Genomic DNA, 21,967 nt, shown 5'->3' with positions numbered 1-21,967 from the left:
CAGAGATGCCTCATGGTCACTTTATAAATCTCCTATGGCAATCAATAAAAAATAGCAGGACGAGACGAAATTTCGTAGAAATTTTTCGGAAAGGTTGCTATAATACTAGTTGCCACAGAGCCGTGAGGAGAAATTGTAGGCCATTTTGGAAGGGGCATTATGGTGCTAGAGGAAAGAAAATGGTTTTGCCAGTTGAACCCAATTATATTGTGAAAAATGTCTGATTAACCTTATTTTTTTACATAATTTTGGATGGGTTAGCTAAGAAATGTCACCGAGCGGGAATAATTATGAAACAAAAGGCGCAGATTGGCGGTAAATTTCCCGAGGGCTTTTATTTTGCCTGCCGCGGTGATATAATAACGACAGAAAGAGTTTGTTTTCTGCGAAGACCCAGCGAGATACAAATCCGATTTTTTGTTTTTTCTTGTTTCTCTTTGGCGCTTGTTGGCGCTTGTAGCCAAAGGGGTTGTTTTTTTGCCAGTTTTATAGGCAGAGGATTTCTATATGGAAAGGGAGTAAACGCTTTGGAGAAGTTTGTCGTTCAAGGCGGCGCGTCCTTGCGGGGAGAGGTCACCATCGGCGGTGCAAAAAACGCCGTCGTCGCCATCATACCCGCTACGGTTTTGGCCAAGGATCGCTGTGTGATTGAAAATATTCCCAACATCAGTGATGTGACCAATTTGTTTCATATATTGGAGGGGATGGGTGCAACTATCCGCATTCTCAACAAAACCACAGTGGAGATTGACACCACCCATTTGGTGGAGCCCACCGTCACCTATGAAATGGCGCGGCAGATGCGGGCTTCCTATTATTTTTTGGGGTCTCTGCTGGGCCGCTGCAACGAGGCCAGCGTCTCCATGCCCGGTGGGTGCGATTTCGGCGTTCGGCCCATTGACCAGCATATCAAGGGGTTTGAAGCGTTGGGCGCCAATGTCACCATCGACGGCGGCATGATCAACGCCAAGGCCGATCTCCTCTTGGGATCCCACATCTATTTTGACGTGGTATCCGTCGGGGCGACGATCAACGTCATGCTGGCGGCAGTCAAAGCCAAGGGCCTCACCATCCTGGAAAATGTGGCCAAAGAACCCCACATTGTGGACTTGGCCAACTTCCTCAACTCCATGGGGGCAGATATCCGGGGCGCTGGCACCGATGTCATCAAAATCCATGGGGTGGATATCCTCCACGGCACTACCTATTCCATCATCCCGGACCAGATTGAGGCGGGCACCTATATGGTTGCCGCCGCCGCCACCTACGGTGACGTCCTTATCAAAAATGTCATTCCCAAACACTTGGAATCTATCACCGATAAACTGGTCAAATCCGGGGCGGAGGTCATCGAATACGACGACAGCATCCGGGTGCGGCGGGAAGCCCCCATTGAAAAGGTAAACATCAAGACCATGCCCCATCCCGGCTTCCCCACTGACATGCAGCCCCAGATGACCGCTATGCTCACCATGGCCCAGGGCACCAGCATCGTCACCGAAGGGGTCTGGGATAACCGGATGCGCTACACCGATGAGCTCAAGCGGATGGGCGCAAAAATTCAGGTGGATGGCAAGGTCGCTGTGGTGGAAGGGGTTCCATCCCTTTCCGGCGCACCGGTGAAAGCCACCGATCTGCGGGCGGGGGCAGCCCTTCTCATCGCCGGGCTGATGGCCCAAGGTACCACCTATATTGAGGACATCCATTATATTGAACGGGGCTACGAAAACATTGTGGACAAGCTGGTCGCCTTGGGTGCGGACATCGAAAAGATCGACGTGGTAGAGGGCGCGATGGCCAAAGCATTGTAGCATACGGTGAAAAAGGACCGGATGATCTGTTTTTGGGCAGATGATCCGATCCTTTTTTGGAGTTTTATTCAGAGCTGTCCCCAAGGGGGATTCCCAGATTGGGGAGCGGAGGATCGGAAGCGCCGTCGGCGCCCCGGTTTCCCGTTAAAATTGCCCGGGGGATGGGTGGCCTTCCCGCGGGAGGAATCAAAAAAGGGGGAGGGCGCGGCTATGCGTCCAGGCCCCCTGGTGGAAAGAGGAAGAGCATGGCACGTTTTTGTCCCCTATGCAGCGGCAGCAGCGGAAACAGCGCCTATGTGGGCAGCGCCGAAGGCGGCGTCCTGGTGGATGCAGGAGCTTCCTGCAAGGCAATTTTAACCGCCTTGGCCCAGCGGGAGATCCCCCTGAAGGCCATCGGGGGAATCTTGATCACCCACGAGCATGTGGACCACATCAAAGGGCTGAAAGTCTTGCTCAAAAAGCTGCCCATCCCGGTGTTCGGGCCGGAAAAATCCATGGAATACCTGGCACAGAACGACCTTGTCCCCCCTGGTGCCGATTTGAACCCGTTGCCTTCTCTGGGCTTTGACCTGGGGGAACTGTACATAGAGCATTTTGAGACCTCCCACGACAGCCTGGGAAGCGCTGGATACCGGATATACACCCCGGATGAGCGCAAAATCGGCATTGCCACCGACCTGGGTTATGTCTCCCAGGAGGTGCATGCGGGGATTTCCGGCTGCGATTTGGTGTTGCTGGAATCCAACTACGACGAGGGGATGCTGATCACCTCCCCCTATCCCTATTCCCTCAAGCGGCGGATCAAAGGGAATATGGGGCATCTCTCCAACGACTTCTGTGCCTGCGAGGCCAAGGAGCTGGTCAAAACAGGGACGACCCGGGTGGTTTTGGGCCATCTGAGCAAGGAGAACAACCTGCCCCAATTGGCCTATGAGACCATCCGTGGAACCCTGGAGGAAGCCGGCTGCCGCCTGGGGGAGGATTACCTCCTGTCGGTGGCGCCGCGGTGTGATCCCGGCGAGATGATGATTTTGTAAAGGGGGAAGGGAAGATGCTGTCTGTCCACATTCTTGCGGTGGGGAAGTTGAAAGAAAGTTACCTGCGGCAGGCCAGTGCTGAATACCAAAAACGGCTGGGGGCGTTCTGCAAACTGACCATCACCGAAATTGAGGAATACAAGCTGCCGGACCGCCCCAGCGAAGCCCAGATCCGGGCGGGGATGGAGGAGGAGGGAAAGCGGATCCTTCAAAAACTGCCGGCTGGATGCTACCCCGTTATGCTTTGCATCGAGGGAAAACAGCTCTCTTCCGAGGAGTTGGCAGGCCGGATGGCGGAACTTTCCATCCAGGGAGTGAGCAGCATCGCCTTTGTCATTGGGGGTTCCTGCGGCCTTTCCGACCAGGTGAAAGCCGCCGCCCGGATGAAGCTTTCCATGTCCAAAATGACCTTTCCCCACCAGCTGGCCCGGGTCATGCTGCTGGAACAGATCTACCGGGCCTTTTCCATTCAAGCCGGGACCCGGTACCACAAATAAGAGTTTTCCACAAGCCCCAAGCGGGGCTTTTTTTCTGCCCGGGAACTCCCCTTCCCACGCTGGCATAGGATGGTTTGAAAGGGGGAAGGGACCGATGAAAGAATATGTCCACCGTCCATACAACCGAGAACTTGCTGTGCAGTACGCCCATAAATGGGCCTTTGGCCGCAACCCCGCCTTTACCGATTTTGAAGAGCTGGGGGGCGACTGCACCAACTTTGCCTCCCAGTGCATCTATGCAGGGGCGGGGGTGATGAACCCCACTCCCACCTACGGATGGTATTACTACGACCTGCACCACCGCGCCCCGGCATGGACGGGTGTGATTTACCTCTATCAATTCCTCACCGAGAACCGGGGAATCGGCCCCTATGCCGATGAGGTTCCGCTGGAACAGGTGGAGCCAGGGGATGTCATTCAGCTGCGTCTCACCGGCCGAAGGGTGTTCCACCACAGCCCAGTGGTGGTTTCCCGGGGAAATCCCGCCACGTTGAGGAATACCTTGGTGGCGGCCCATAGCATTGACAGCGACAACCGCCCCCTTTCCACCTATGCTATTGAGGAGATGCGCTGCCTGCACATCTTGGGGGTGCGCTCTTTGGAAAAGGTGTGGGTGCCCGGATCGTAGGGGCCTTCCTGTCGGCCCCTAACCCCATTCAAGATTCCATCCTGAAACTGATTTTATGGGGCGTTGCACGCCCCCAAACCACCGCGATCCCTTTCTAAAATGAGAGAAAGGGACGAAAGCTCGCCGGGGAGACCCCGGCCCCCCCTACTTCTCGCAACAATTGGTACGCTCGGAAAATCCCTCGCTCTCCACGCCTCGAGCGAGGGATTTTTCCGCTTTCGCGGATGCCCTCGCGGGGCATATTCAAAGTTATTTCTACTCTGCTACCAAGTGGTCGCATATTCGCCTTTTTTCTCTTTTTCATGATACAATTTTATTGGAAGAACCCAAACCGGAGACAAATACATAATTTTATATGATACTATCCCAGGAACAGGGGAATTTTTAAGGGGGCACAGTCAGCTGATGCTGACCGTACTGACTTCGCCTGTGCCACGGGTGGTTCGGCCCCCCTTAAATGTGCTTTTGGGTCCAGGGCCTTTTTCGCGTTGGGGTTGACCGCCACGGCTCAGCCTTTCCCCCAATAAAAAGAACCGGAGCATCCACTGCGGATACCCCGGTTCTTTTTGTGTACGCTAGTCTCTGCGGTTGGACCAGTGGTCCAGGTCATAGCTGTAGGAAAGGCCCTCTTCCAGGTAATCATACTCGATATCGTAGGGGAAATCCGGCTCCTGGTAGTTGGCAAAATACTCTTCCCAGGTGGTTACTTCACCCAACAAGTATTGATTTTCCGTATCGGTATCGGTAAAGGTGAGGAGCTCGGTGAGCTCGGTCAAAGTGGGGCGCTCAAAGTTAAACATGGGCAATTTTTCCCCAACCCGCCGGGAGGTCACCAGGTAATCCCCGCCCTTGGTAAGGGCAAAGGAGGCATCGCCGTTCATACTCACTGTGGTGTCCTGTAAAAAGGTAAAGGTGCCATCCTCATGCGCTTCATATACGTGAAGGGTAGAGTTGGGGCGAAAGTGGCAGTCCACCAGGGTGAAGGTGGCTTTGCCAGGGAAATTGACCCCGTCCGAGACCCGGAGCAAGTATTTTGGGGTTTTTTCACCCACGGCCTCATTGGCGTATTTCAGGTCTTTTTCTCCGGTGAGCCGGACCATGTTCAGGTCATACCGCTCCAGTTTGGGATCAAGGGGGCCAATGTCCTCGCTTTTAAACTCCACCGAATAGAAATCGTCAGACAGGGTGAGGACACTGCCCTCCCGCTCCTTGACCTGCTGGAACAGCCAGATGGGGGCGGAGTGTTTTTCCGCGAAAAAGCCCTGGGTATTTTTGATGTTTTGCTCCAAGGAATCCGCTGCCATAGCGGGGACAAACAGCGCTTCAGCAGTCAGGACTACCGCAGCCAAAACGGCCAACAGCCGCAGTTTTGGATGTTTCATAGGATACCCTCCTTTCGTCGCCCAACAATTTTTCCACCATAACATTACACAGATGGCACAGCTCTGCTGTGATTGATTTAACGGAAAGTTTGTGCAAGCTGTAAGGATTGCGGTGCGGCTTGCCGCACAGGGCTGCGCCCTGTAAGCAATTCTTCGAATGGCACAGCCTTGCTGTGACTATTGTACCATGAAAGGAACAAACCTCAAGGGGTTGGGCGGGAAGTTCATAAAATCTTAAGTTTACCGCTTGTAATTCGACTGAAGAAACAGAAAAAAGGAGGGGATACACCCCTCCGGATAAACGGTTATGCATTTGTGCGCTGGGCAATCCGGCAGGCGGCAAGGGCATCCTCTAGGGAATCCGCTGCGATTAAAAACCGGCTATTGTGGCAAAACCGCAAAGTGGAAAGTCCAGCGAGTTTTGCCAATTCATTGTCCCGCTTGCCTGCCCATGCCAGGGGAAAAGGGCATTTCAATTCCCCGCTCTCCGGGTCGGGGACCCCTTGGGCGCTGTATCCGCCGCGCTGGGAGGGGTACACCACAAAGAGGGCCTCGCTTTTGGGGAGGCTCATTTTCCACGGGGCAAACCGGGGCAGGAGGACAATTCGATCCTCCATAGAGCTAAGGGCTTCCTCCACAAGGGATTTCGCCCGCTGGATACCCCAAATCTCCTCCAATTTGTGCTGCAAAATCACCTTGGCAAAGGCCACAGCAGAGGGGAATCGATCGCCCGGTGTATCCGGGGAGTCCCACAGGGGGTTAAATCCCCCAATGGCCTCGGCTAAGGGATGGCCGCAGCCGGTGTTGTCTTCCAAGTCCAGGGGTTGAATCCAATTTTCATCCAGCCGAAGGGCTTCTTCCTCCCCCACCAGGGAGGGGCCATATTCCCGCCACAGAAGGCCAAAAGCCGCATAGGGAACCCCATTCTCCCGCACGGGGGCACCGGTTTGGTGGTGATCAAAGGCTCCGCCGCCAATATCATAGACAATGCCATCGAAGTCTGCCGGCACCTCCAGAACGCGCTCCACCTGGAATTCCGGGTTCAGGAGTTCCAGCAGGGCGGTGGAAAACACGTCATCGGCGTGAAATTTTCCACTGTGGGTCAGCCCACGCGCCGGGATCATTGTTTTATCCATAGATAACGCTCCTTCTTTCTCACTGTCAAGTTTAGCCCAGGGCTACATCCAGCACCATCATCAACAGGAATCCGGCTAAGGCGGCTAAAGTTCCGGCGTTGCTGTGTTCGTTGTAGGCTTCCGGGACCAGTTCGTCGATCACTACATAGATCATGGCGCCGGCGGCAAAGGAGAGCATAAACGGCATGACGTGGACCACCGTAAAGGCCAGCACCACGCCGATAATCCCAGCGACTGGCTCCACTGCACCGGAGGCAGCCCCATATAAAAAGGCCTTGTGCCGGCTCATGCCCTCCCGGCGCAAGGGAAGGGAGATAGCCGCCCCTTCTGGGAAATTTTGCAGCGCCATGCCAATGGCCAAGGCGATGGACCCTGCCATGGTGACGGTGGAATCCCCTGCGGCTGCCAGGGCGAAGGAGAGGCCCACCGCCATGCCTTCGGGGATGTTGTGGAGGGTTACCGCCAGAACCAGCAAGGTGGAGCGGCCCAGGGAACAGGGTTTGCCCTCCGGGCAGTCGGCCCCTGCGTGGAGGTGGGGCATCAATTGATCCAGAAGGTAGAGGAAAATCCCTCCGGCAGCGAACCCGCCGGCGACGGGAATCAGAGCGGAGAGACCGTCCCCGGCCATATCTAGGGCAGGGAGAAGCAGCGACCAAAAGGAAGCCGCGATCATCACGCCGGAGGCAAAACCCAGGAAGACCCGGTGAACGCGGGCGTCCATATCATCCCGGAACAGATATACCATAGCGGAGCCAGCCGTTGTCCCCAAAAAGGAGAAGCCGGTGCCTAAAAAAGCGAGCCAAAGGGAATATCCCATACCATGCACCTCGTTTCATTGATTCCATATGGATCAATTATATACTTTATGAGTATATTTGTAAAGGCGGAAATATTTTGGATTGGTGCGGGGACTTTCCTGGCGTTGACGGGAGAAGGGGGAAATTTTAGTTGGCCGGTTCTCACCCATCAACCTTTGCATAGGCATTTTAGGAGGGGAGGGGACGGGATGCATCCTTTGACAGGGGAAGAATTGAGCGCACTTGGATTTTTGCTGGGGGTTTCCCTCTCCTCCGGCGGCAAGTCGGCGGAGGAGCTGAACAACCTAGGCAATGTATTGACGGTGGCGGCAGATGTCATCCTCACCATAGCGGGCCGCAGGGCGCAATTGGAGGTGCAGCAGCAAGTGCAGGCCGCCAACGGGGGCAATTCCACCAATCCCTGTCCAAAGGGGGCAAATTGAGGGGATTTCGCTTTGGATTCTCCCACAAAAATATGATATAATACTCATATGGCACTGGACATGCAGCGGCTGAGGCAAAAACTCCTTCTGGAGGGCCGCAGTGCTTACCTTATATTTGGAGGAAAAAACAATGGTTAAATGGATTCTATTGATCGTGCTCATCGCCCTGGTAGTTTGGATCATCGCCGCCTACAACGGCTTGGTCAAGCTGAAAAACAAATGTGAGGAGTCCTTCTCCACCATGGACGTCTACCTGAAAAAACGGTACGACATGATCCCCAACCTGGTGGAGACGGTGAAGGCATATGCCGCCCATGAGTCCAAGACCTTGGAAGGGGTTATCGCCGCCCGGAATATGGCGATGAACGCCTCTTCCACCGAGGATCGGATCAAGGGGGAGAATATGCTCCAGGGCACCCTTCGGTCCTTGTTTGCCGTCAGCGAGGCATATCCCCAGCTGAAAGCGGATACCGGATTTGCCGACCTGCGGAATCAGCTGGCCCATTTGGAGGATGAAATCGCCTCCTCCCGCAAATATTACAACGCAGTGGTGCGGCAGTATAACAGCAAGATTGAGATGTTCCCCAGCAATTTGATCGCCTCTGCCTTCCACTTCAACCGCCGCTCGATGTTTGAGGTCAACGACCCCTCGGAGCGGGAGAACGTCCGGGTGCAGTTCTAAGCCCCCAAACCTGAAGAAAAAAGGAGGCGAACCCCATCAAACACAAACGATTGTCCGCATTCCTGCTGGCGGCGGCGCTGGTGTTTTTATTCACTTGTTCCGGTTTTGCAGTGAGCGGCCGCCCGAGCCGAACCTCCAGCCGCTACGCCTATGAAATTGACCAATACAACGTCTCCATCCAGGTGGGGGAGGACAATGTCTACCACGTCACTGAGGAGCTGAACGTCCATTACAACCAGTCCCGCCGTGGAATCCTGCGGTATATCACCTACCGGGGGGCCATTGGCCGGGAGATTGAAGGGAAACTGCTCCAACACAGCTACCGGGCCAAAATCACCGATGTCAATGTGGAAGGCGCCCCCTTCACCACCTACAAAGAGGACGGCAATTTTGTCATTCAAATCGGCGATCCCAACCGGTACGTCACCGGCGACCAGAGCTACCGCATCTCTTATTCCTACGACCCCGGGGAGGATGGGACCTCCGTCCTGGACGAGGTGTATTACAACCTGATCCCCGATGATTGGGATGCCCCCATCGCAGCGGGGGCCTTCACCGTCACCTTGCCCAAGTCCTTTGATACCCAAAAGGTGGAATTCACCGGAGGCCGGTACGGAGGGGTGGATACCGGTTTGGTGGATTGGTCGGTCAGCGGCAACACCATTTCCGGCCAGTTGACCCGCTCCCTTTCCCCCGGCGAGGGGATCACCCTGCGGGTCAACCTGCCCGACGGCTACTTTGTGGGGGTGCGCACTGACCTGGGCCTGGTGGTCCTCCTTTACGCCATCACCCTGGCGGCGGGGGCGGCGGGGATCTTCCTCTGGTTTAAGCTGGGACGGGATGAAAAGCTGGTCCCCACCGTCGAGTTCTACCCTCCAGAAGGGCTGACCAGCGCCGATGTAGGGTATATCATCGACGGCTATTCTGACAATGAGGATTTGATCTCCCTCATCATCTACTGGGCCAGCAAGGGCTACCTGAAAATTGAGGAGACTGACCCGGGGTTTGTGCTCTACAAACTACAGGAGCTCCCCATGGATGCCAAATCCTATGAAAACATCCTGTTCCAGGGCCTTTTTCACAGCCGAGATTCGGTGAGCGACAAAGAGCTGGAGGAGAAGTTCCACTCCACTTTAGAGAGCGCCAAGACCCAGCTAAAGGACTACTTCCAGTCTTCCAAGAGCCGGCGCATCTTCACTGGGAGTTCCCTGGTGGCGCGGGTACTTGCCTCTCTGATCGCTATTGTCCCCATCGCCGCCCTAGCTCTTTTAGGCTCCTACATAAAGGTTGTCAGCGAGCTATGGTTTGTGCCGGTTGCGTTGTTTGCTGTGCTCTTCCTGATCTCCCTTATTCTGATGATGGTCACTTATGACCGCTGGAACAGCCAATCCTCTGGGAAGCGGCTGGGGCTTTTCGGCGGCTCTTGTGTGCTGTGCGGGGTGTCCCTCCTGTTTTTGATGTGCTATGGGGTTTATATTGTGAGTATGCCGGCGGCCACCCTCCTATGCATTGGGGCCAGTGTCCTGCTGGCACTGCTGGCCGTGGTCATGAAGAAACACACCCCCCAGGGCCAGGCTTGGACCGAGAAGATTCTGGGCCTGCGGGAATTTATCGAAACGGCGGAGCTGGACCGGATCAACACCCTGGTGGAGGAAAACCCGGAGTATTTTTACAGCGTCCTGCCCTTTGCCTATGTGTTGGGCCTCACTGACAAGTGGGCCAAACAGTTTGAATCTATCGCGGTGCCGCCGCCGACCTGGTATGTCAGCAGCGACCCCCATTCGGTTTACACCACCATGTGGATGGTTCGGCGGCTGAACCGCTGCACCCGTTCTATGGCCCATGCCATGACCTCTGTTCCCCCGCCACCGCCTTCTGCCCGATCATCCAACCGGGGTAGCGGGAGATCCGGAAGAAGCGGCGGCTTCTCCGGCGGCGGCCACGGCGGAGGCGGTGGAAGGAGCTGGTAAAAGAAGATACAAAAAAATCCCCCCTGTATTAACAGGGGGGATTTTTTAGCTTTCTTTTGGGGAAGAAAAAGCCCGGCGGTAATACCACTGGGAAAGAAACAGCACACCAGCACAGGTGAGGGCGTACAGCGGGAACAGGGGGTTCTGCATCCCGCCCCACAGGATAAATAGGGAACCTACCGAGGCCAGCAGAGGGACGACATATCCCCGAAGGGGGCTTTGGATCTCTCCCTGGCGCGCCAGCTGGATCACCTTCCAGTAAAGGACCAAATAGCCGCCGTACAAAATAGTGATGGAAATTTCCGAAATATCCGAATTGGGGAGAAGGCCGTAGCGCTGGGTGAAATAATGGATCACCATCCAGCACAGGGAAAGAGCGAAGGAGAAAAGGGCGGAGGGGAGGGATACCCCCAGTTTGCTGTGGATTGAGGAAAACAGGTGGGAAGCGGGGAGCATTCCCCGGATGGCCAGGGCATGGGGCATCCGGATCAGGCCAAGTACCAGGCCGTTGACTGTGCCCAACACCGAGACCACGATGAATACCAACAGAATCTTAGCGCCCGACGGGCCGAAGAGGAGGTTGGCGGCATAGTCCACATGGGCGTCCCCCATGGCCATGACCTGCTCCGGCCCCACCAGGGCGGAGATCCCCACAAAATACAAGATGTATGCCAGCAGGATAAACAGCGGGGAGATGATCAGCGCAAGGGGAAGGTTCCGCTTGGAATCTTTGATCTCGTGGGCCACCGATGTGGAGATGATCCAGCCGTCAAAGGCGAAGGCGATAGGGCCCACTGCGGCAATCCAACCTGGGGAGACCGAAGCGGCGGTGGAAAGGGATTCCCCCATCATAGGCAGAGGGTCGCCGAACAGAAGGCCGACCCCGGCGATGAGCATAAGGGGGAGAAGCTTGATGATGGTGGCAAGATTTTGAAAATATCCCCCCAGCTTAGCGGAGATAATATTCAGGGAGAAGAAAAGAAGAATGTAGCCGCACCCCAGCAGGACCTGCTGAAGCAGGGTGGATTCTACCCCGAATAGCATAAAGGTGTAAAGCGCGCCTACCCAGGAGACTACACAGACCAGGGAAGGGCAGTACAAAAACAGCTGGAACCAGCCAAAACCGCAGGCGGCGCGGTCCGAGCAGAACTGCTGGGCATAGGTGACCAGGCCCCCGGGCTCGTCGGTGCGGGCGGCCAGCTCTCCGACGGCTACCCCGCCAAAGATGATGCTGATGGCCGCTAGGGAGAAGACCAGGATGCCAATGGCGACGTTGCCCCCGGTGTAGACGAGGATATTGTCGCTTTTAAAAAAGATGCCGGAGCCGATAACAATGCCGACGATCATGGTGATGGCCGTTGGCAAGCCGTATTTTTTCTGTTTCATGGGGATACCTCCTTTGGCGGTCATATTATTTAACATATTAAAGTATAAAAGCAAGGGAGTCAAGAACAAATCCGCCTCTGAAAAGGTTTTTGTAAAGGATAACAGAATAAAAAGGGATATAGAGAGGAAAATCCGTGAAATATTTTCCATCCCCCAGCCGATTGCCAGAGAAAAAAGGCTTGGGAATACAAAAAAGCCCGCCTGTCTGGGCGGACTTTTTAAGGTCAACACGGGTCATCACTGCTGCAAAAAGGAACTGATCTGCTCCAGCAGCATGCCGATGGCCACCCGGTTGTGGCCTCCTTCAGGGATGATGATATCCACATTGCGCTTGCTGGGTTCCACAAACTGTTCGTGCATCGGCTTGACGGTGGCCAGATACTGGTTGACTACCGAATCCAGATCCCGGCCCCGTTCCTTGACATCCCGCAGCAGCCGCCGGATCAGGCGGACGTCGGCGTCGGTGTCCACAAACACCTTGATATCTATCAAATCGGTGAGGGCTTTGTTTTCAAAAATCAAAATCCCCTCCACAATGATCACCGGGGTGGGATCGACGTGCACCGTCTCCGGCCTGCGGGTGTGCTGGATAAAGTCATAGATTGGGTGGTCGATACCAATGCCCTGTTTGAGCTTTTTCAGGTCGTCCACCATCAAATCGGTGTCAAAGGCGTTGGGGTGGTCGTAGTTGAGGGTGACCCGCTGGGAGAAGGGGAGATGGTCATTGCATTTATAATAATAATCATGGCACAGGATGGTGACATCCTCTTGGAAGGCTTCCTTGAGCTTGCGGGCCAAGGTGGTCTTGCCGGAGCCGGTTCCGCCGGCAATGCCGATGATGATGGGCTGTTTCATAAAAAACCTCCTCCATATGGGCAAAAAATTTGAGGGATTTGGCCCTGGGTTTGTCCCCCATATATTTTCTTTATTATAGCACAAAGAGGGGAGTGGGGGAAGGTTTGGTTGTGAATCAATTGACACGTGCCGACGGTTTTCTTCTTATTGGACTGCCAAAAGGATAAAAAAATGACCAATTGGCGCGAGCAATCCTGCGGCGATTTCTGTATATTCCACTATTTTATGGCAAAACTAGAAAAAACAGGGCTAATTTTTGCCGTTGTTTGTTGACAAACAGGTAAATATGCCATAAAATAGTTACAGATTTTTGTGGAATGTTTGTCGCTTCTGTGAACAGACTTTGGAGGCAAAGTGTGTTATCATAGCTGTTGCGTGGAACATGAACAAAAACGTAAGTATGAATAGGAGTGGAAGAAATGGATTTGATGATCCTGGCACCGATCGGCGCAGTCGCGGCGCTGCTCTTCGCGTTCTCGCTGTCCAAAAAGGTAACATCCGAGAGCGAAGGCACCCCCGAGATGCAGAAGATTGCCGCATCCATCAGAAGTGGCGCAATGGCATATCTCAAACGCCAGTACAAAGGTGTCGCCGTATTTTTCGCGATCATGTTTGTCGTATTGATGGGCCTGAGCTTCTTGGGTTATGTGAACATGTTTGTCCCCGTGGCTTTTGTCAGCAGTGGTGTATTCTCCGCGCTGTCCGGCTACTTCGGCATGAACATTGCCACATCCGCCAACGCCAGAACCGCTTACGCTGCGGAGCATAGCCTGAACAAGGGCCTGAAAGTGGCCTTCTCCGCCGGCGCAGTCATGGGCTTCTCGGTTGTTGGCCTGGGCCTTCTGGATATGTCCATCTGGTACTACATCCTGAAGTTCTATTATTCGAACTTGCCAGCAGCAGAGCAGGCAGTTCAGATCTCCTCCGCTATGTTGACCTTCGGTATGGGCGCTTCCGCTATGGCTCTGTTCGCCAGAGTGGGCGGCGGTATCTTTACCAAGGCCGCTGACGTAGGCGCTGACCTGGTGGGTAAAGTTGAGGCAGGCATCCCTGAGGATGACCCCCGTAACCCCGCCGTCATCGCCGACAACGTGGGCGACAACGTGGGCGACGTCGCTGGTATGGGCGCCGACCTGTTTGAATCCTATGCAGGCGCTCGCCTGTCCGCTTGTGCCCTGGCTGTCACCGCTGGCTTTGGCCTGACCGGTATGGCTGTGCCCATGGCCCTGGCTGCCATCGGCGTGTTTGCCTCCATCATCGGCACCTTCTTTGTCAAAACCAAAGAGGACGCCACTCAGATGGATCTGCTCAAATCTTTGCGCAAAGGCACCTACATCAGCTCTGTGCTGGTTGCTGTGTGCAGCTTCTTCTTGATCCAATATGCCTTCGGCATGGAGCAGATTGGCCTGTATTTCGCCATCCTCTCTGGTCTGCTGGCTGGCATCCTGATCGGTTACTTCACCGAGTACTACACCTCTGATACCTACAAACCCACCCAGGTGTTGGCCGCCTCCTCTGAGACCGGCCCTGCCACTGTCATCATCAGCGGTCTGTCCCTGGGTATGATGTCCACCGCCATCCCTGTGGTCATCGTTGGTATCTCCGTTTTGGTCAGCTACTATCTGGCCGGTGGTATCCTCACCGGCGGTCCTGTGGATTTCAACACCGGCTTGTTCGGCGTTGGCCTGTCCGCAGTGGGCATGCTGTCCACTCTGGGCATCACCCTGGCTACCGATGCTTACGGCCCTGTGGCTGACAACGCCGGCGGTATCGCCGAGATGGCTGGCTTGGGCGAAGACGTCCGCAAGAGAACCGATGCTCTGGACTCCCTGGGCAACACCACCGCAGCTACCGGTAAAGGCTTTGCCATCGGTTCTGCCGCGCTGACTGCCCTGGCCTTGATCGCTTCCTTCATCCAGCAGGTTGAGCTGGTTGATGCCAATGCGTTCGACCTGCGGATCATCAACCCCACCGTTTTGATCGGTCTGTTTGTCGGCGGTATGATCCCCTTCGTGTTTGCCGCTATGACCATGAGCTCGGTTAACCGTGCCGCTATGAGCATCGTCACCGAGGTTCGCCGTCAGTTCCGGGAGATCAAGGGCCTGATGGAAGGCACTGCGGAACCGGACTACGCCACCTGTGTGGACATGTGCACCAGATCCGCTCAGAAAGAGATGATTCCTCCGGCAATCCTGTCTGTGGTGGTTCCCATCGTGGTGGGCTTGATCCTGGGTGTCAACGGCGTGGCTGGCATGCTGGCCGGCTGCACTGTCACCGGTTTTGTCCTGGCTGTTATGATGTCCAACGCCGGCGGTGCTTGGGATAACGCCAAGAAGCACATTGAGGCTGGCAACCTGGGCGGCAAAGGCAGCGACAACCACAAAGCTGCTGTTGTCGGCGACACCGTGGGCGATCCCTTCAAGGACACCTCTGGTCCTGCCATCAACATTCTGATTAAACTGGTTTCCACCGTCTCCATTGTGTTTGCGGCTGTGTTTGCCAGTGTATCCCTGCTGTAATCGTTCTAAAATTAGCACCCCTACCGGATTCGGTGGGGGTGCTTCTGTATTACAAGGAGGAATTTTTCAATGGTAAAATACATTTTGTTCGACCTGGATGGCACTTTGACCGACCCCAAGGTCGGCATCACCACCAGCGTCCAATATGCCCTGGCCCAGTTTGGCATCCAGGTGGAGGACCCGGACAGCCTTGCCTGTTTTATTGGCCCGCCTCTGTTGGATTCTTTCCGGGAGGAGTGCGGGTTTGATGAAGCAACTGCCCAGGCTGCCGTGGTCAAGTACCGGGAGCGGTTTGGAACCCAGGGCCTGTATGAAAACCAGGTCTATCCCGGCATCCCGGAGATGTTGGACCGTTTCGTCCAGTCCGGATTCACTCTGGGGGTGGCCACCTCCAAGCTGGAGACCTATGCCGTGCAGATTCTAGAACACTTTAGCTTAGCGCCCTATTTTAAAGTGGCGGTAGGCAGTCTGCCGGACAACTCCCGGGGGGAGAAAAAGGAGGTTATTGCCGAAGCCCTGCACCAGTTGGGCGCCCGGCCAGATCAAACAGTCATGGTAGGCGACCGTAAATATGACATTCTGGGGGCAAAGGCCAATGGAGTCGCTTCCATTGGGGTGCGTTATGGCTATGCCGCCCCCGGGGAGCTAGAAGCGGCCGGGGCGGATTTTGTGGTCCAATCGGTGGAAGAACTGAGCCGTTTGCTGGAGAAGCTCCGTTAGGCCAAAAGGGAGAGGAGGACAGCGCTTCTTTGGAAGAGGCATCCAGCCCAAAAGCATAAGGCAAATCAAAAACCGCAGTGCTATTTTTTGTGTAATTTGGATTTTAGATAAAGAAAAATACTTTTTGTATATATTGTGTCTTCAAATTCGTTTGCGTTTGAAGATGCAGACAATGCTTTTGGATGAGCCTTGTGATTGGGTGGTGGAAAAGCTGCTCACCAATTCCCATCCATCGCTGCCCAGGAGGTTGAGTTCGTCCTGGAAACGGGCAGCATCAACGCTTCCTCCCCCAAACCCCGTCGTGTCATAGAGATAGGAATTGCATTCAAATGTTTCCATAAAGGTATAGGTTTTCATCGGAGCAGTTGCCGCCCCTTTTGCTGTGTTCCCTTTTCAATTTAGGAACTCAAAGACGGCCATTAGACGGAGCAGGGGATGCCTTTGGCGTAGGCGACTGCCGCCCGGGCGATAGCTGCATTGGGGTCGATGACCGGGATGGGAAAATCTACCCCTGACAGGATGAGGGGAATTTCGGTGCAGCCCAAAAGGAGAGCTTCTGCGCCTTGTTCCACCAGACGGTGGGCAGCGTCCGCCATGGACTGGCGGTTCTCTGGCAGGAGGCCGTGGTATTTGAAGTGGAAGATGGAAGTTTGCACGGCTTGCTGAACAGTGGATCCAAGGGGATGACCTCTATCCCACGGCGGGCGCAGTAGCTCTGGTAGAGCCCAGATTCCATAGCGGCGAAGGTGGCTAGCACCCCTACCCGTTTGGCCTGGGGCACCTGGCGGAGCAGTTCTTTCACCGCTTCCTCCAGGATGTCTAGGAAGGGGATATCAACCTGGGCGGACACTTCATCCAGAAAATAGTGAGCGGTGTTTGCCCCCAGTATGATGCAGTCTGCCCCGGCTTGCTGAAGGTTGCGGGCGGTCTCCACCATGGCGGGGACGGGACTTGGCCCGCCGCAGAGGATGGCCTCCTGCCGGCTGGGCATTTTGGGGTTGCAGTCTACCAGAATATGGATGTGCTCCTCCTCCTTGGAGGCGTGGGTTTCCTCCACAATCCGGCGGAAGAGGTCGATGGTTTTTTCTGACAGAAATATTCCTCCTTGAGGGGCAACGGCCCCTTTGAGATTTCTAGCCGGCGGTCCCCCGAAAATGAGGATGAGGAGGCGGCTTGGAGTTTCATTCCATTGAGGGCCCTTCTTGGTGGAGGGCTGTCAGCGGTTCCAATATTTTCGGTCCAAACTGCGGTACTGCACCGCCTCACTGATGTGTGGAGCGCGGATGACCTCGCTCCTATCCAGGTCAGCGATGGTGCGGGCCATTTTCAAAATCCGCTCATAGGCCCGCCCGGAGAGACCCATCCGCTCAAAAGCGGCTTTTAACAGGCGGTCGGCCCCATCGTCCAGCGGGCAGCTCTGCCTCAGGAGAGAAGGGGGAATCTGGGCGTTGCAGAGGATGGAGGGGTTCCGCAGCCGCTGGAATTCCCGGGCAGCTATCACCCGCTTTTGGATCTCCCGGGAGGATTCCTCTGGGGTGGGGGAGGAAAAGGCCTCGTATTCCACTGGCTGTACCTCAATGTGCAGGTCGATGCGGCTGAGCAGGGGGCCGCTCACCCGGGAGAGATACCGGGTCACTGCGGCCGGCGAGCAGGTACAGGGCCGGGTCGGGTGGCCGTAGTACCCGCAGGGACAGGGGTTCATCGCCCCCACCAGCATCACTTGGCTGGGGTAAGTGATGCGGGCATTGGCCCGGGAAATAGTCACTACCCCGTCTTCAAGGGGCTGACGCAGGGCCTCCATGGCTTGGCGGGAGAATTCGGGCAACTCGTCTAAAAACAACACCCCGCGGTGGGCCAGGGAGATTTCACCGGGCTTGGGGCTGGACCCTCCCCCGGTGAGACCGGCAGGCGAAACGGTGTGGTGGGGCGCCCGGAAGGGCCTTTGCCGCAGCAGTCCTCCGCTGGTGAGGAGGCCGCCAACCGAATAGACCTGGGTCACCTCCACCGACTCCTCATAGGAGAGGGGCGGCAGGATGGAGGGGAGACGCTTGGCCAGCATGCTTTTCCCCGTGCCAGGCGGGCCGATCATCAGGAGATTGTGTCCCCCTGCGGCAGCCACCTCCAGCCCACGTTTGGCGGCCCGCTGGCCTTTGACCTCTGCAAAATCTGGCAAAGGGCCTGAGGGGAGTTCCCCTTCGGGAAGGGGCTGTGCTGGGGACAAGGTGTGGGTTCCCCGCAGGTGTTCCGCTAGCTCGGCCAAGTTTTTGACTGGGTAGACAGTGATTCCCTGTACAACAGCTCCTTCGGCCCCGTTTTCATAGGGGACAAATAAGGAGGCGATCCCCAGCTGTTTGGCCCCTAGGGCCATGGGGAGTACCCCGTGTACCGGACGGATCTCCCCGCCCAGGGAGAGTTCCCCCACAAAGGCCATGGAGGAGAAATCCCCTTCCAGCTGGCCGGCGGCCTGGAGCAGCGCCACACAGATGGCTAAATCCAGAGAAGCCCCGGCTTTTTTGGTGCCGGCGGGAGCCAGGTTGACTACCACCTTCCGCTCCGGGAAATCGAAGCCGCTGTTTTTTATGGCGGAACGAATCCGGTTCCGGGACTCCCGGACCGCCGCATCCGGCAAGCCGACGATGTCAAAGGAGGGGATCGCCCGGGTAAGGTCAGCCTCGGCCGAGATCAAAAAGGGCTCCAAACCCAAAAGTCCGATGCTTCTGGTGCTGCAGAACACAGGGAATCTCCTCCTTTAGGATGGGGCGGCTTTCCCGTCATAAGGGGCATGCCGCCGCATTTTAGATAATACTGTCAGCTCAAACGGGAAAAACCCTGTTGCCGCATTGCGACAGAAGGGGTTCTTCCCCCATAATTTCTTTGCAAATATTGTAGCATAAATTCTAAGAAAAGAAAACATATTGAAAAAATATTAGATAGTTTTACCATAATATCGGTGAAAAACGTCGAATCTAGTTTGGAAGATATTTCCGGTTATTCGTTGCCAAACAGGATTTGCCATGGTACAATAGCCACAATGAAGCTGTGGCTATTGTACCATGGCAAACGGCAAGGTACGCCGGTCGCGTGGGTGCAGCTTTAGGCGGAGAGCGAGCGGCGCGCGGGAATTGTACGTGGGGGCCCACAAACAAAGATATAAAGGAGGTTTGTACAATATGGGTTTCATGGACCAGATCAAACAGCTTTTTCACAAAGAGGAACTTCCAGAGGAAATCAAACGGGAATACGAACGGTGGCGCTCCCACCGAATCGACGATAAAGACCTTATCCAGGAGCTTGCCGAAATTGAAAAGAAGAACAAAGAGATCTACGAGCGGTTTTACACCTCCCTCTCCTTTGGGACGGCGGGCCTGCGAGGAATTCTGGGGGCCGGCTCCAACCGGATGAATATCTACACGGTGGGACAGGCCACCCAGGGCCTTGCCAACTATCTCAACAACCATTATGAGCGCCCCTTTGTGGCTATCGCCTATGACAGCCGCCGCAAATCCCGTGAATTTGCCCGGGATGCCTCCCAGGTATTGGTGGGCAACGGCATCACCGTCTGGCTGTACCCAGATATCATGCCCACCCCCTGCCTTTCCTTCGCCGTTCGCTATTTCCGGTGCCACGCGGGGATCAACATCACCGCCAGCCACAATCCCGCCCAGTACAACGGGTACAAGGTGTACGGCCCCGATGGCTGCCAGATCACCGAGGAGGCGGTTGAGGAGATCTCCCGGGAGATCCGCCGCACCGACCTGTTTGACGATGTAAAGCGGGGCGCCTATGACATGGCCACCAATGTAGGCAACATCCGCTGCATTGAGCAGTCGGTCGAGGAGGCTTACCTGGAAAAGGTAATGGAACAGCGGGTCAACCCCGGCATTGGGGAACAGTGCCCCATCCGGATCATCTATACCCCTCTCAATGGCTCGGGGCTGCGGATGGTGCGGGAGGTTTTGGCCCGCACCGGCATGCGGGATGTATATGTGGTGCCGGAACAGGAGCACCCGGACGGCGATTTCCCCACCTGCCCCTACCCCAATCCCGAGGTAAAAGAGGCATTGCAGCTGGGCATCAACCTCTCCGATGAACTCCAGGCCGACCTGCTGCTGGCCACCGACCCGGACTGCGACCGGGTGGGTATCGCGGTGCGCCACAACGGGGAGATGGTGATGCTCACCGGCAACCAGGTGGGCGTCCTCCTGCTGGACTACATCGCCTCCAGCCGGAAGGAAAACGGCACCATGCCAGAGCATCCCCTGATGGTGAAAACCATCGTCACCACCAGCATGGTGGATGCGGTGGCGGCAAAATACGGGGTGGAGGTAAGGAATGTCCTCACCGGGTTCAAATACATCGGCGAGTTGATCGGCGAATTGGAAGCCAAGGGGGAGGAAGGCCGATTCCTCCTGGGATTCGAAGAGAGCTATGGCTACCTGGTGGGCAGCTATGTGCGGGATAAGGATGCGGTGGTGGCATCGATGCTCATCGCCGAGATGACCGCTTGGCACAAATCCCAGGGCCGCACCCTGGTGGACGCCCTTGACGCCCTGTATGCCGAGGTGGGCTATTACAAAAACGCGGTGGACAGCTTCGCCTTTGAAGGGTCCGACGGCATGGAGAAGATGGCTGCCATTATGGAGGGCCTGCGCAAGGAGCCCCTCACCGAGATCGCCGGGCAGAAGGTGGTTTCCCGTGCGGACTATGCCTCCTCTCAGCGGGTGTGCGGCGACGAAGCGGAGACGATCGGCCTTCCCAAATCCAATGTGCTGGAGTACGGCCTGGAGGGAGGCTCATCGGTGATCATCCGGCCTTCCGGCACCGAGCCGAAAATCAAGGTGTACTACTCCCTCACCGGGGAGGACCGCCAGGCTGTGGAAAACTTTTACCAGCAGCTTTCCGGTTGGGCAAAGGAGTTTTTGGGCGCGTAAGGGCAGGTTATCAACATTTCCCAGAAAAAAGGCTTGCATTTTGTTTGGGGTTATGCTAACATATTACTGTTATATGCGCAGAAGGCATATGGATTTGAAAGAGGTGACTTTTACATGAAAAAAGGTATTCATCCCAACTATGGACCTACAACAATCACTTGTGCTTGTGGTGAAGTTATAGAGACCTGCTCTACCAAAAAGGATATCCGCGTGGAGGTTTGCTCCAAATGCCATCCTTTCTTCACTGGCAGACAGAAACTGGTCGATACCGGCGGCCGCGTTGATCGCTTCAACAAACGCTTCGGTCTGGACAAGTAGTTCGCATCGAGATAACAAGTGGATAGGGGCGGTGCAGATCGAGTTTGCACCGCCCTAATTTTCATAGAATGGAGGAACCCCCATGGCCCAGTCCGGTTACAAGACCATCCGCGGCTTTGGCACCGACGAATTTGTGGAGCGAAAATCCCGGTTTATCGGGTCGATCCAGCCAGTCAGCACCGAGGAAGAAGCAGTGGCCTTTATCCAGTCGGTGAAGGAACGGCACCGGGAGGCGAACCACAACGTCTATGCCTATGTGCTGCGGGAGGGGCAGATCCGCCGCTACTCCGACGACGGGGAGCCCCAGGGCACCGGCGGCGTGCCGGTCCTGGAGGTGCTGCTCAAAGAGGGGCTGGTGGATTGTTGTGTGGTGGTCACCCGGTACTTTGGCGGGGTGCTGCTGGGGGCAGGGGGCCTGGTCCGGGCTTATTCCCACGGCGCAAAGCTGGCGGTGGACGCCGCCGGCATCCTGAATATGCAACCCTGCACCGTGCTGGAGCTGACTATGGATTACTCCCTCTATGGCAAGATCACCTACATACTCCCCCGCTATGAAACAGTGGTGGAGGACAGCGACTTTGGGGCGGCGGTGCGCCTTCGCATTTTGATGAAGGACGAACACCTGCCCCGCTTCGCCAAGGATTTGGAGGAACTGACCAGCGCCCAAGTGTTCCCCCATGTGCTGGAAAAACGATACGCCCACATCGCACCGTGACGAGGGCGTGTTTTTTTCCCCTTGGATTGTCGAATCCAGACCCCTTGTGGGGAACTGAGGCTGATTCACCGTTTTTCAAGAATTTTTGGGCGTCAGGCAGGAATTTTTAAATCGATACGGTATATAGTATATATCTAAGG

21 protein-coding genes are annotated in these 21,967 nt (G+C 55.7%); 12 read left to right on the top strand and 9 right to left on the bottom strand.

Annotated elements, in window-relative coordinates; all coding sequences use genetic code 11:
* Positions 1-527 precede the first annotated feature (527 nt).
* From RDQ42_RS01180 to RDQ42_RS01165, 4 genes are all read left to right on the top strand, one after another.
* On the top strand, positions 528-1,811 hold the full coding sequence (locus RDQ42_RS01180; protein ID WP_071428018.1) for a UDP-N-acetylglucosamine 1-carboxyvinyltransferase: 1,284 nt from the start codon (positions 528-530) through the stop codon (positions 1,809-1,811).
* Positions 1,812-2,056: 245 nt separating this feature from the next.
* Complete coding sequence (locus tag RDQ42_RS01175) at positions 2,057-2,848, top strand: MBL fold metallo-hydrolase (RefSeq protein WP_071428020.1); 792 nt, start codon at positions 2,057-2,059, stop codon at positions 2,846-2,848.
* Between the two features lie 14 nt (positions 2,849-2,862).
* A complete protein-coding gene (gene rlmH, locus RDQ42_RS01170) occupies positions 2,863-3,345 on the top strand; it encodes a 23S rRNA (pseudouridine(1915)-N(3))-methyltransferase RlmH (RefSeq protein WP_054331795.1) in 483 nt (160 codons plus the stop codon).
* A gap of 94 nt (positions 3,346-3,439) precedes the next feature.
* Positions 3,440-3,973 (top strand): amidase domain-containing protein, encoded by a 534-nt coding sequence (locus RDQ42_RS01165; protein ID WP_054331796.1) that lies wholly within the window; start codon positions 3,440-3,442, stop codon positions 3,971-3,973.
* Positions 3,974-4,548: 575 nt separating this feature from the next.
* On the opposite strand, the gene RDQ42_RS01160 is transcribed toward RDQ42_RS01165, so the two are convergent.
* The 3 genes from RDQ42_RS01160 to RDQ42_RS01150 form a co-directional block, all read right to left on the bottom strand.
* Positions 4,549-5,355 carry a hypothetical protein gene (locus RDQ42_RS01160; protein WP_054331797.1) on the bottom strand — a complete coding sequence of 269 codons (807 nt, stop codon included), beginning with the start codon at positions 5,353-5,355 and terminating at the stop codon, positions 4,549-4,551.
* Between the two features lie 305 nt (positions 5,356-5,660).
* The gene (locus tag RDQ42_RS01155) at positions 5,661-6,491 is read right to left on the bottom strand and encodes an MYG1 family protein (RefSeq protein ID WP_231358180.1); all 831 of its coding nucleotides are present in this window, start codon (positions 6,489-6,491) and stop codon (positions 5,661-5,663) included.
* 31 nt (positions 6,492-6,522) lie between these two features.
* On the bottom strand, positions 6,523-7,308 hold the full coding sequence (locus tag RDQ42_RS01150; protein WP_054331798.1) for a ZIP family metal transporter: 786 nt from the start codon (positions 7,306-7,308) through the stop codon (positions 6,523-6,525).
* Between the two features lie 189 nt (positions 7,309-7,497).
* Here RDQ42_RS01150 and RDQ42_RS01145 point away from each other — a divergent pair, with 189 nt between their 5' ends.
* The 3 genes from RDQ42_RS01145 (at position 7,498) to RDQ42_RS01135 (ending at position 10,383) form a co-directional block, all read left to right on the top strand.
* Positions 7,498-7,731, top strand: coding sequence for a hypothetical protein (locus RDQ42_RS01145; RefSeq protein WP_054331799.1), 234 nt, complete (start codon positions 7,498-7,500; stop codon positions 7,729-7,731).
* 130 nt (positions 7,732-7,861) lie between these two features.
* Complete coding sequence (locus tag RDQ42_RS01140; RefSeq protein ID WP_054331836.1) at positions 7,862-8,413, top strand: LemA family protein; 552 nt, start codon at positions 7,862-7,864, stop codon at positions 8,411-8,413.
* A gap of 80 nt (positions 8,414-8,493) precedes the next feature.
* A complete protein-coding gene (locus tag RDQ42_RS01135; RefSeq protein ID WP_308588121.1) occupies positions 8,494-10,383 on the top strand; it encodes a DUF2207 domain-containing protein in 1,890 nt (629 codons plus the stop codon).
* A 45-nt stretch (positions 10,384-10,428) separates the two neighbouring features.
* Here the strand turns inward: RDQ42_RS01135 and RDQ42_RS01130 are convergent, their stop codons facing one another.
* Positions 10,429-11,769, bottom strand: a complete 1,341-nt coding sequence (locus RDQ42_RS01130) for an APC family permease (protein WP_054331837.1) — start codon at positions 11,767-11,769, stop codon at positions 10,429-10,431.
* A 237-nt stretch (positions 11,770-12,006) separates the two neighbouring features.
* Positions 12,007-12,624, bottom strand: coding sequence for a uridine kinase (udk, locus tag RDQ42_RS01125; protein ID WP_231358182.1), 618 nt, complete (start codon positions 12,622-12,624; stop codon positions 12,007-12,009).
* A gap of 419 nt (positions 12,625-13,043) precedes the next feature.
* Here udk and RDQ42_RS01120 point away from each other — a divergent pair, with 419 nt between their 5' ends.
* Both RDQ42_RS01120 and RDQ42_RS01115 read left to right on the top strand, forming a co-directional pair.
* Positions 13,044-15,143 carry a sodium-translocating pyrophosphatase gene (locus RDQ42_RS01120; RefSeq protein ID WP_054331802.1) on the top strand — a complete coding sequence of 700 codons (2,100 nt, stop codon included), beginning with the start codon at positions 13,044-13,046 and terminating at the stop codon, positions 15,141-15,143.
* A 69-nt stretch (positions 15,144-15,212) separates the two neighbouring features.
* Positions 15,213-15,863, top strand: coding sequence for an HAD family hydrolase (locus RDQ42_RS01115; RefSeq protein ID WP_308588119.1), 651 nt, complete (start codon positions 15,213-15,215; stop codon positions 15,861-15,863).
* A gap of 141 nt (positions 15,864-16,004) precedes the next feature.
* Here RDQ42_RS01115 and RDQ42_RS01110 read toward each other — a convergent pair whose 3' ends face one another.
* From RDQ42_RS01110 to RDQ42_RS01095, 4 genes are all read right to left on the bottom strand, one after another.
* The gene (locus RDQ42_RS01110; RefSeq protein ID WP_233424509.1) at positions 16,005-16,220 is read right to left on the bottom strand and encodes a DUF4177 domain-containing protein; all 216 of its coding nucleotides are present in this window, start codon (positions 16,218-16,220) and stop codon (positions 16,005-16,007) included.
* Positions 16,221-16,282: 62 nt separating this feature from the next.
* The gene (locus tag RDQ42_RS01105) at positions 16,283-16,435 is read right to left on the bottom strand and encodes an aspartate/glutamate racemase family protein (protein ID WP_308588117.1); all 153 of its coding nucleotides are present in this window, start codon (positions 16,433-16,435) and stop codon (positions 16,283-16,285) included.
* On the bottom strand, positions 16,369-16,941 hold the full coding sequence (locus RDQ42_RS01100; RefSeq protein WP_308588144.1) for an amino acid racemase: 573 nt from the start codon (positions 16,939-16,941) through the stop codon (positions 16,369-16,371). The genes RDQ42_RS01105 and RDQ42_RS01100 overlap by 67 nt, the downstream gene beginning before the upstream one ends.
* A gap of 138 nt (positions 16,942-17,079) precedes the next feature.
* The gene (locus RDQ42_RS01095; RefSeq protein WP_308588115.1) at positions 17,080-18,597 is read right to left on the bottom strand and encodes a YifB family Mg chelatase-like AAA ATPase; all 1,518 of its coding nucleotides are present in this window, start codon (positions 18,595-18,597) and stop codon (positions 17,080-17,082) included.
* 445 nt (positions 18,598-19,042) lie between these two features.
* Here RDQ42_RS01095 and RDQ42_RS01090 point away from each other — a divergent pair, with 445 nt between their 5' ends.
* The 3 genes from RDQ42_RS01090 (at position 19,043) to RDQ42_RS01080 (ending at position 21,827) form a co-directional block, all read left to right on the top strand.
* Positions 19,043-20,794 carry a phospho-sugar mutase gene (locus RDQ42_RS01090; RefSeq protein ID WP_369949091.1) on the top strand — a complete coding sequence of 584 codons (1,752 nt, stop codon included), beginning with the start codon at positions 19,043-19,045 and terminating at the stop codon, positions 20,792-20,794.
* 114 nt (positions 20,795-20,908) lie between these two features.
* On the top strand, positions 20,909-21,112 hold the full coding sequence (gene rpmE / locus RDQ42_RS01085) for a 50S ribosomal protein L31 (protein WP_074026324.1): 204 nt from the start codon (positions 20,909-20,911) through the stop codon (positions 21,110-21,112).
* Positions 21,113-21,194: 82 nt separating this feature from the next.
* The gene (locus RDQ42_RS01080; protein ID WP_054331804.1) at positions 21,195-21,827 is read left to right on the top strand and encodes a YigZ family protein; all 633 of its coding nucleotides are present in this window, start codon (positions 21,195-21,197) and stop codon (positions 21,825-21,827) included.
* The last annotated feature ends 140 nt before the right edge of the window (positions 21,828-21,967 follow it).

Origin of the sequence: uncultured Merdimmobilis sp. (assembly GCF_902471145.1) — a bacterium.
In the GTDB taxonomy this organism is placed as follows: Bacteria; Bacillota; Clostridia; order Oscillospirales; family Ruminococcaceae; genus Merdimmobilis; species Merdimmobilis hominis.
This window is presented reverse-complemented; position numbering and strand designations above follow the sequence as displayed.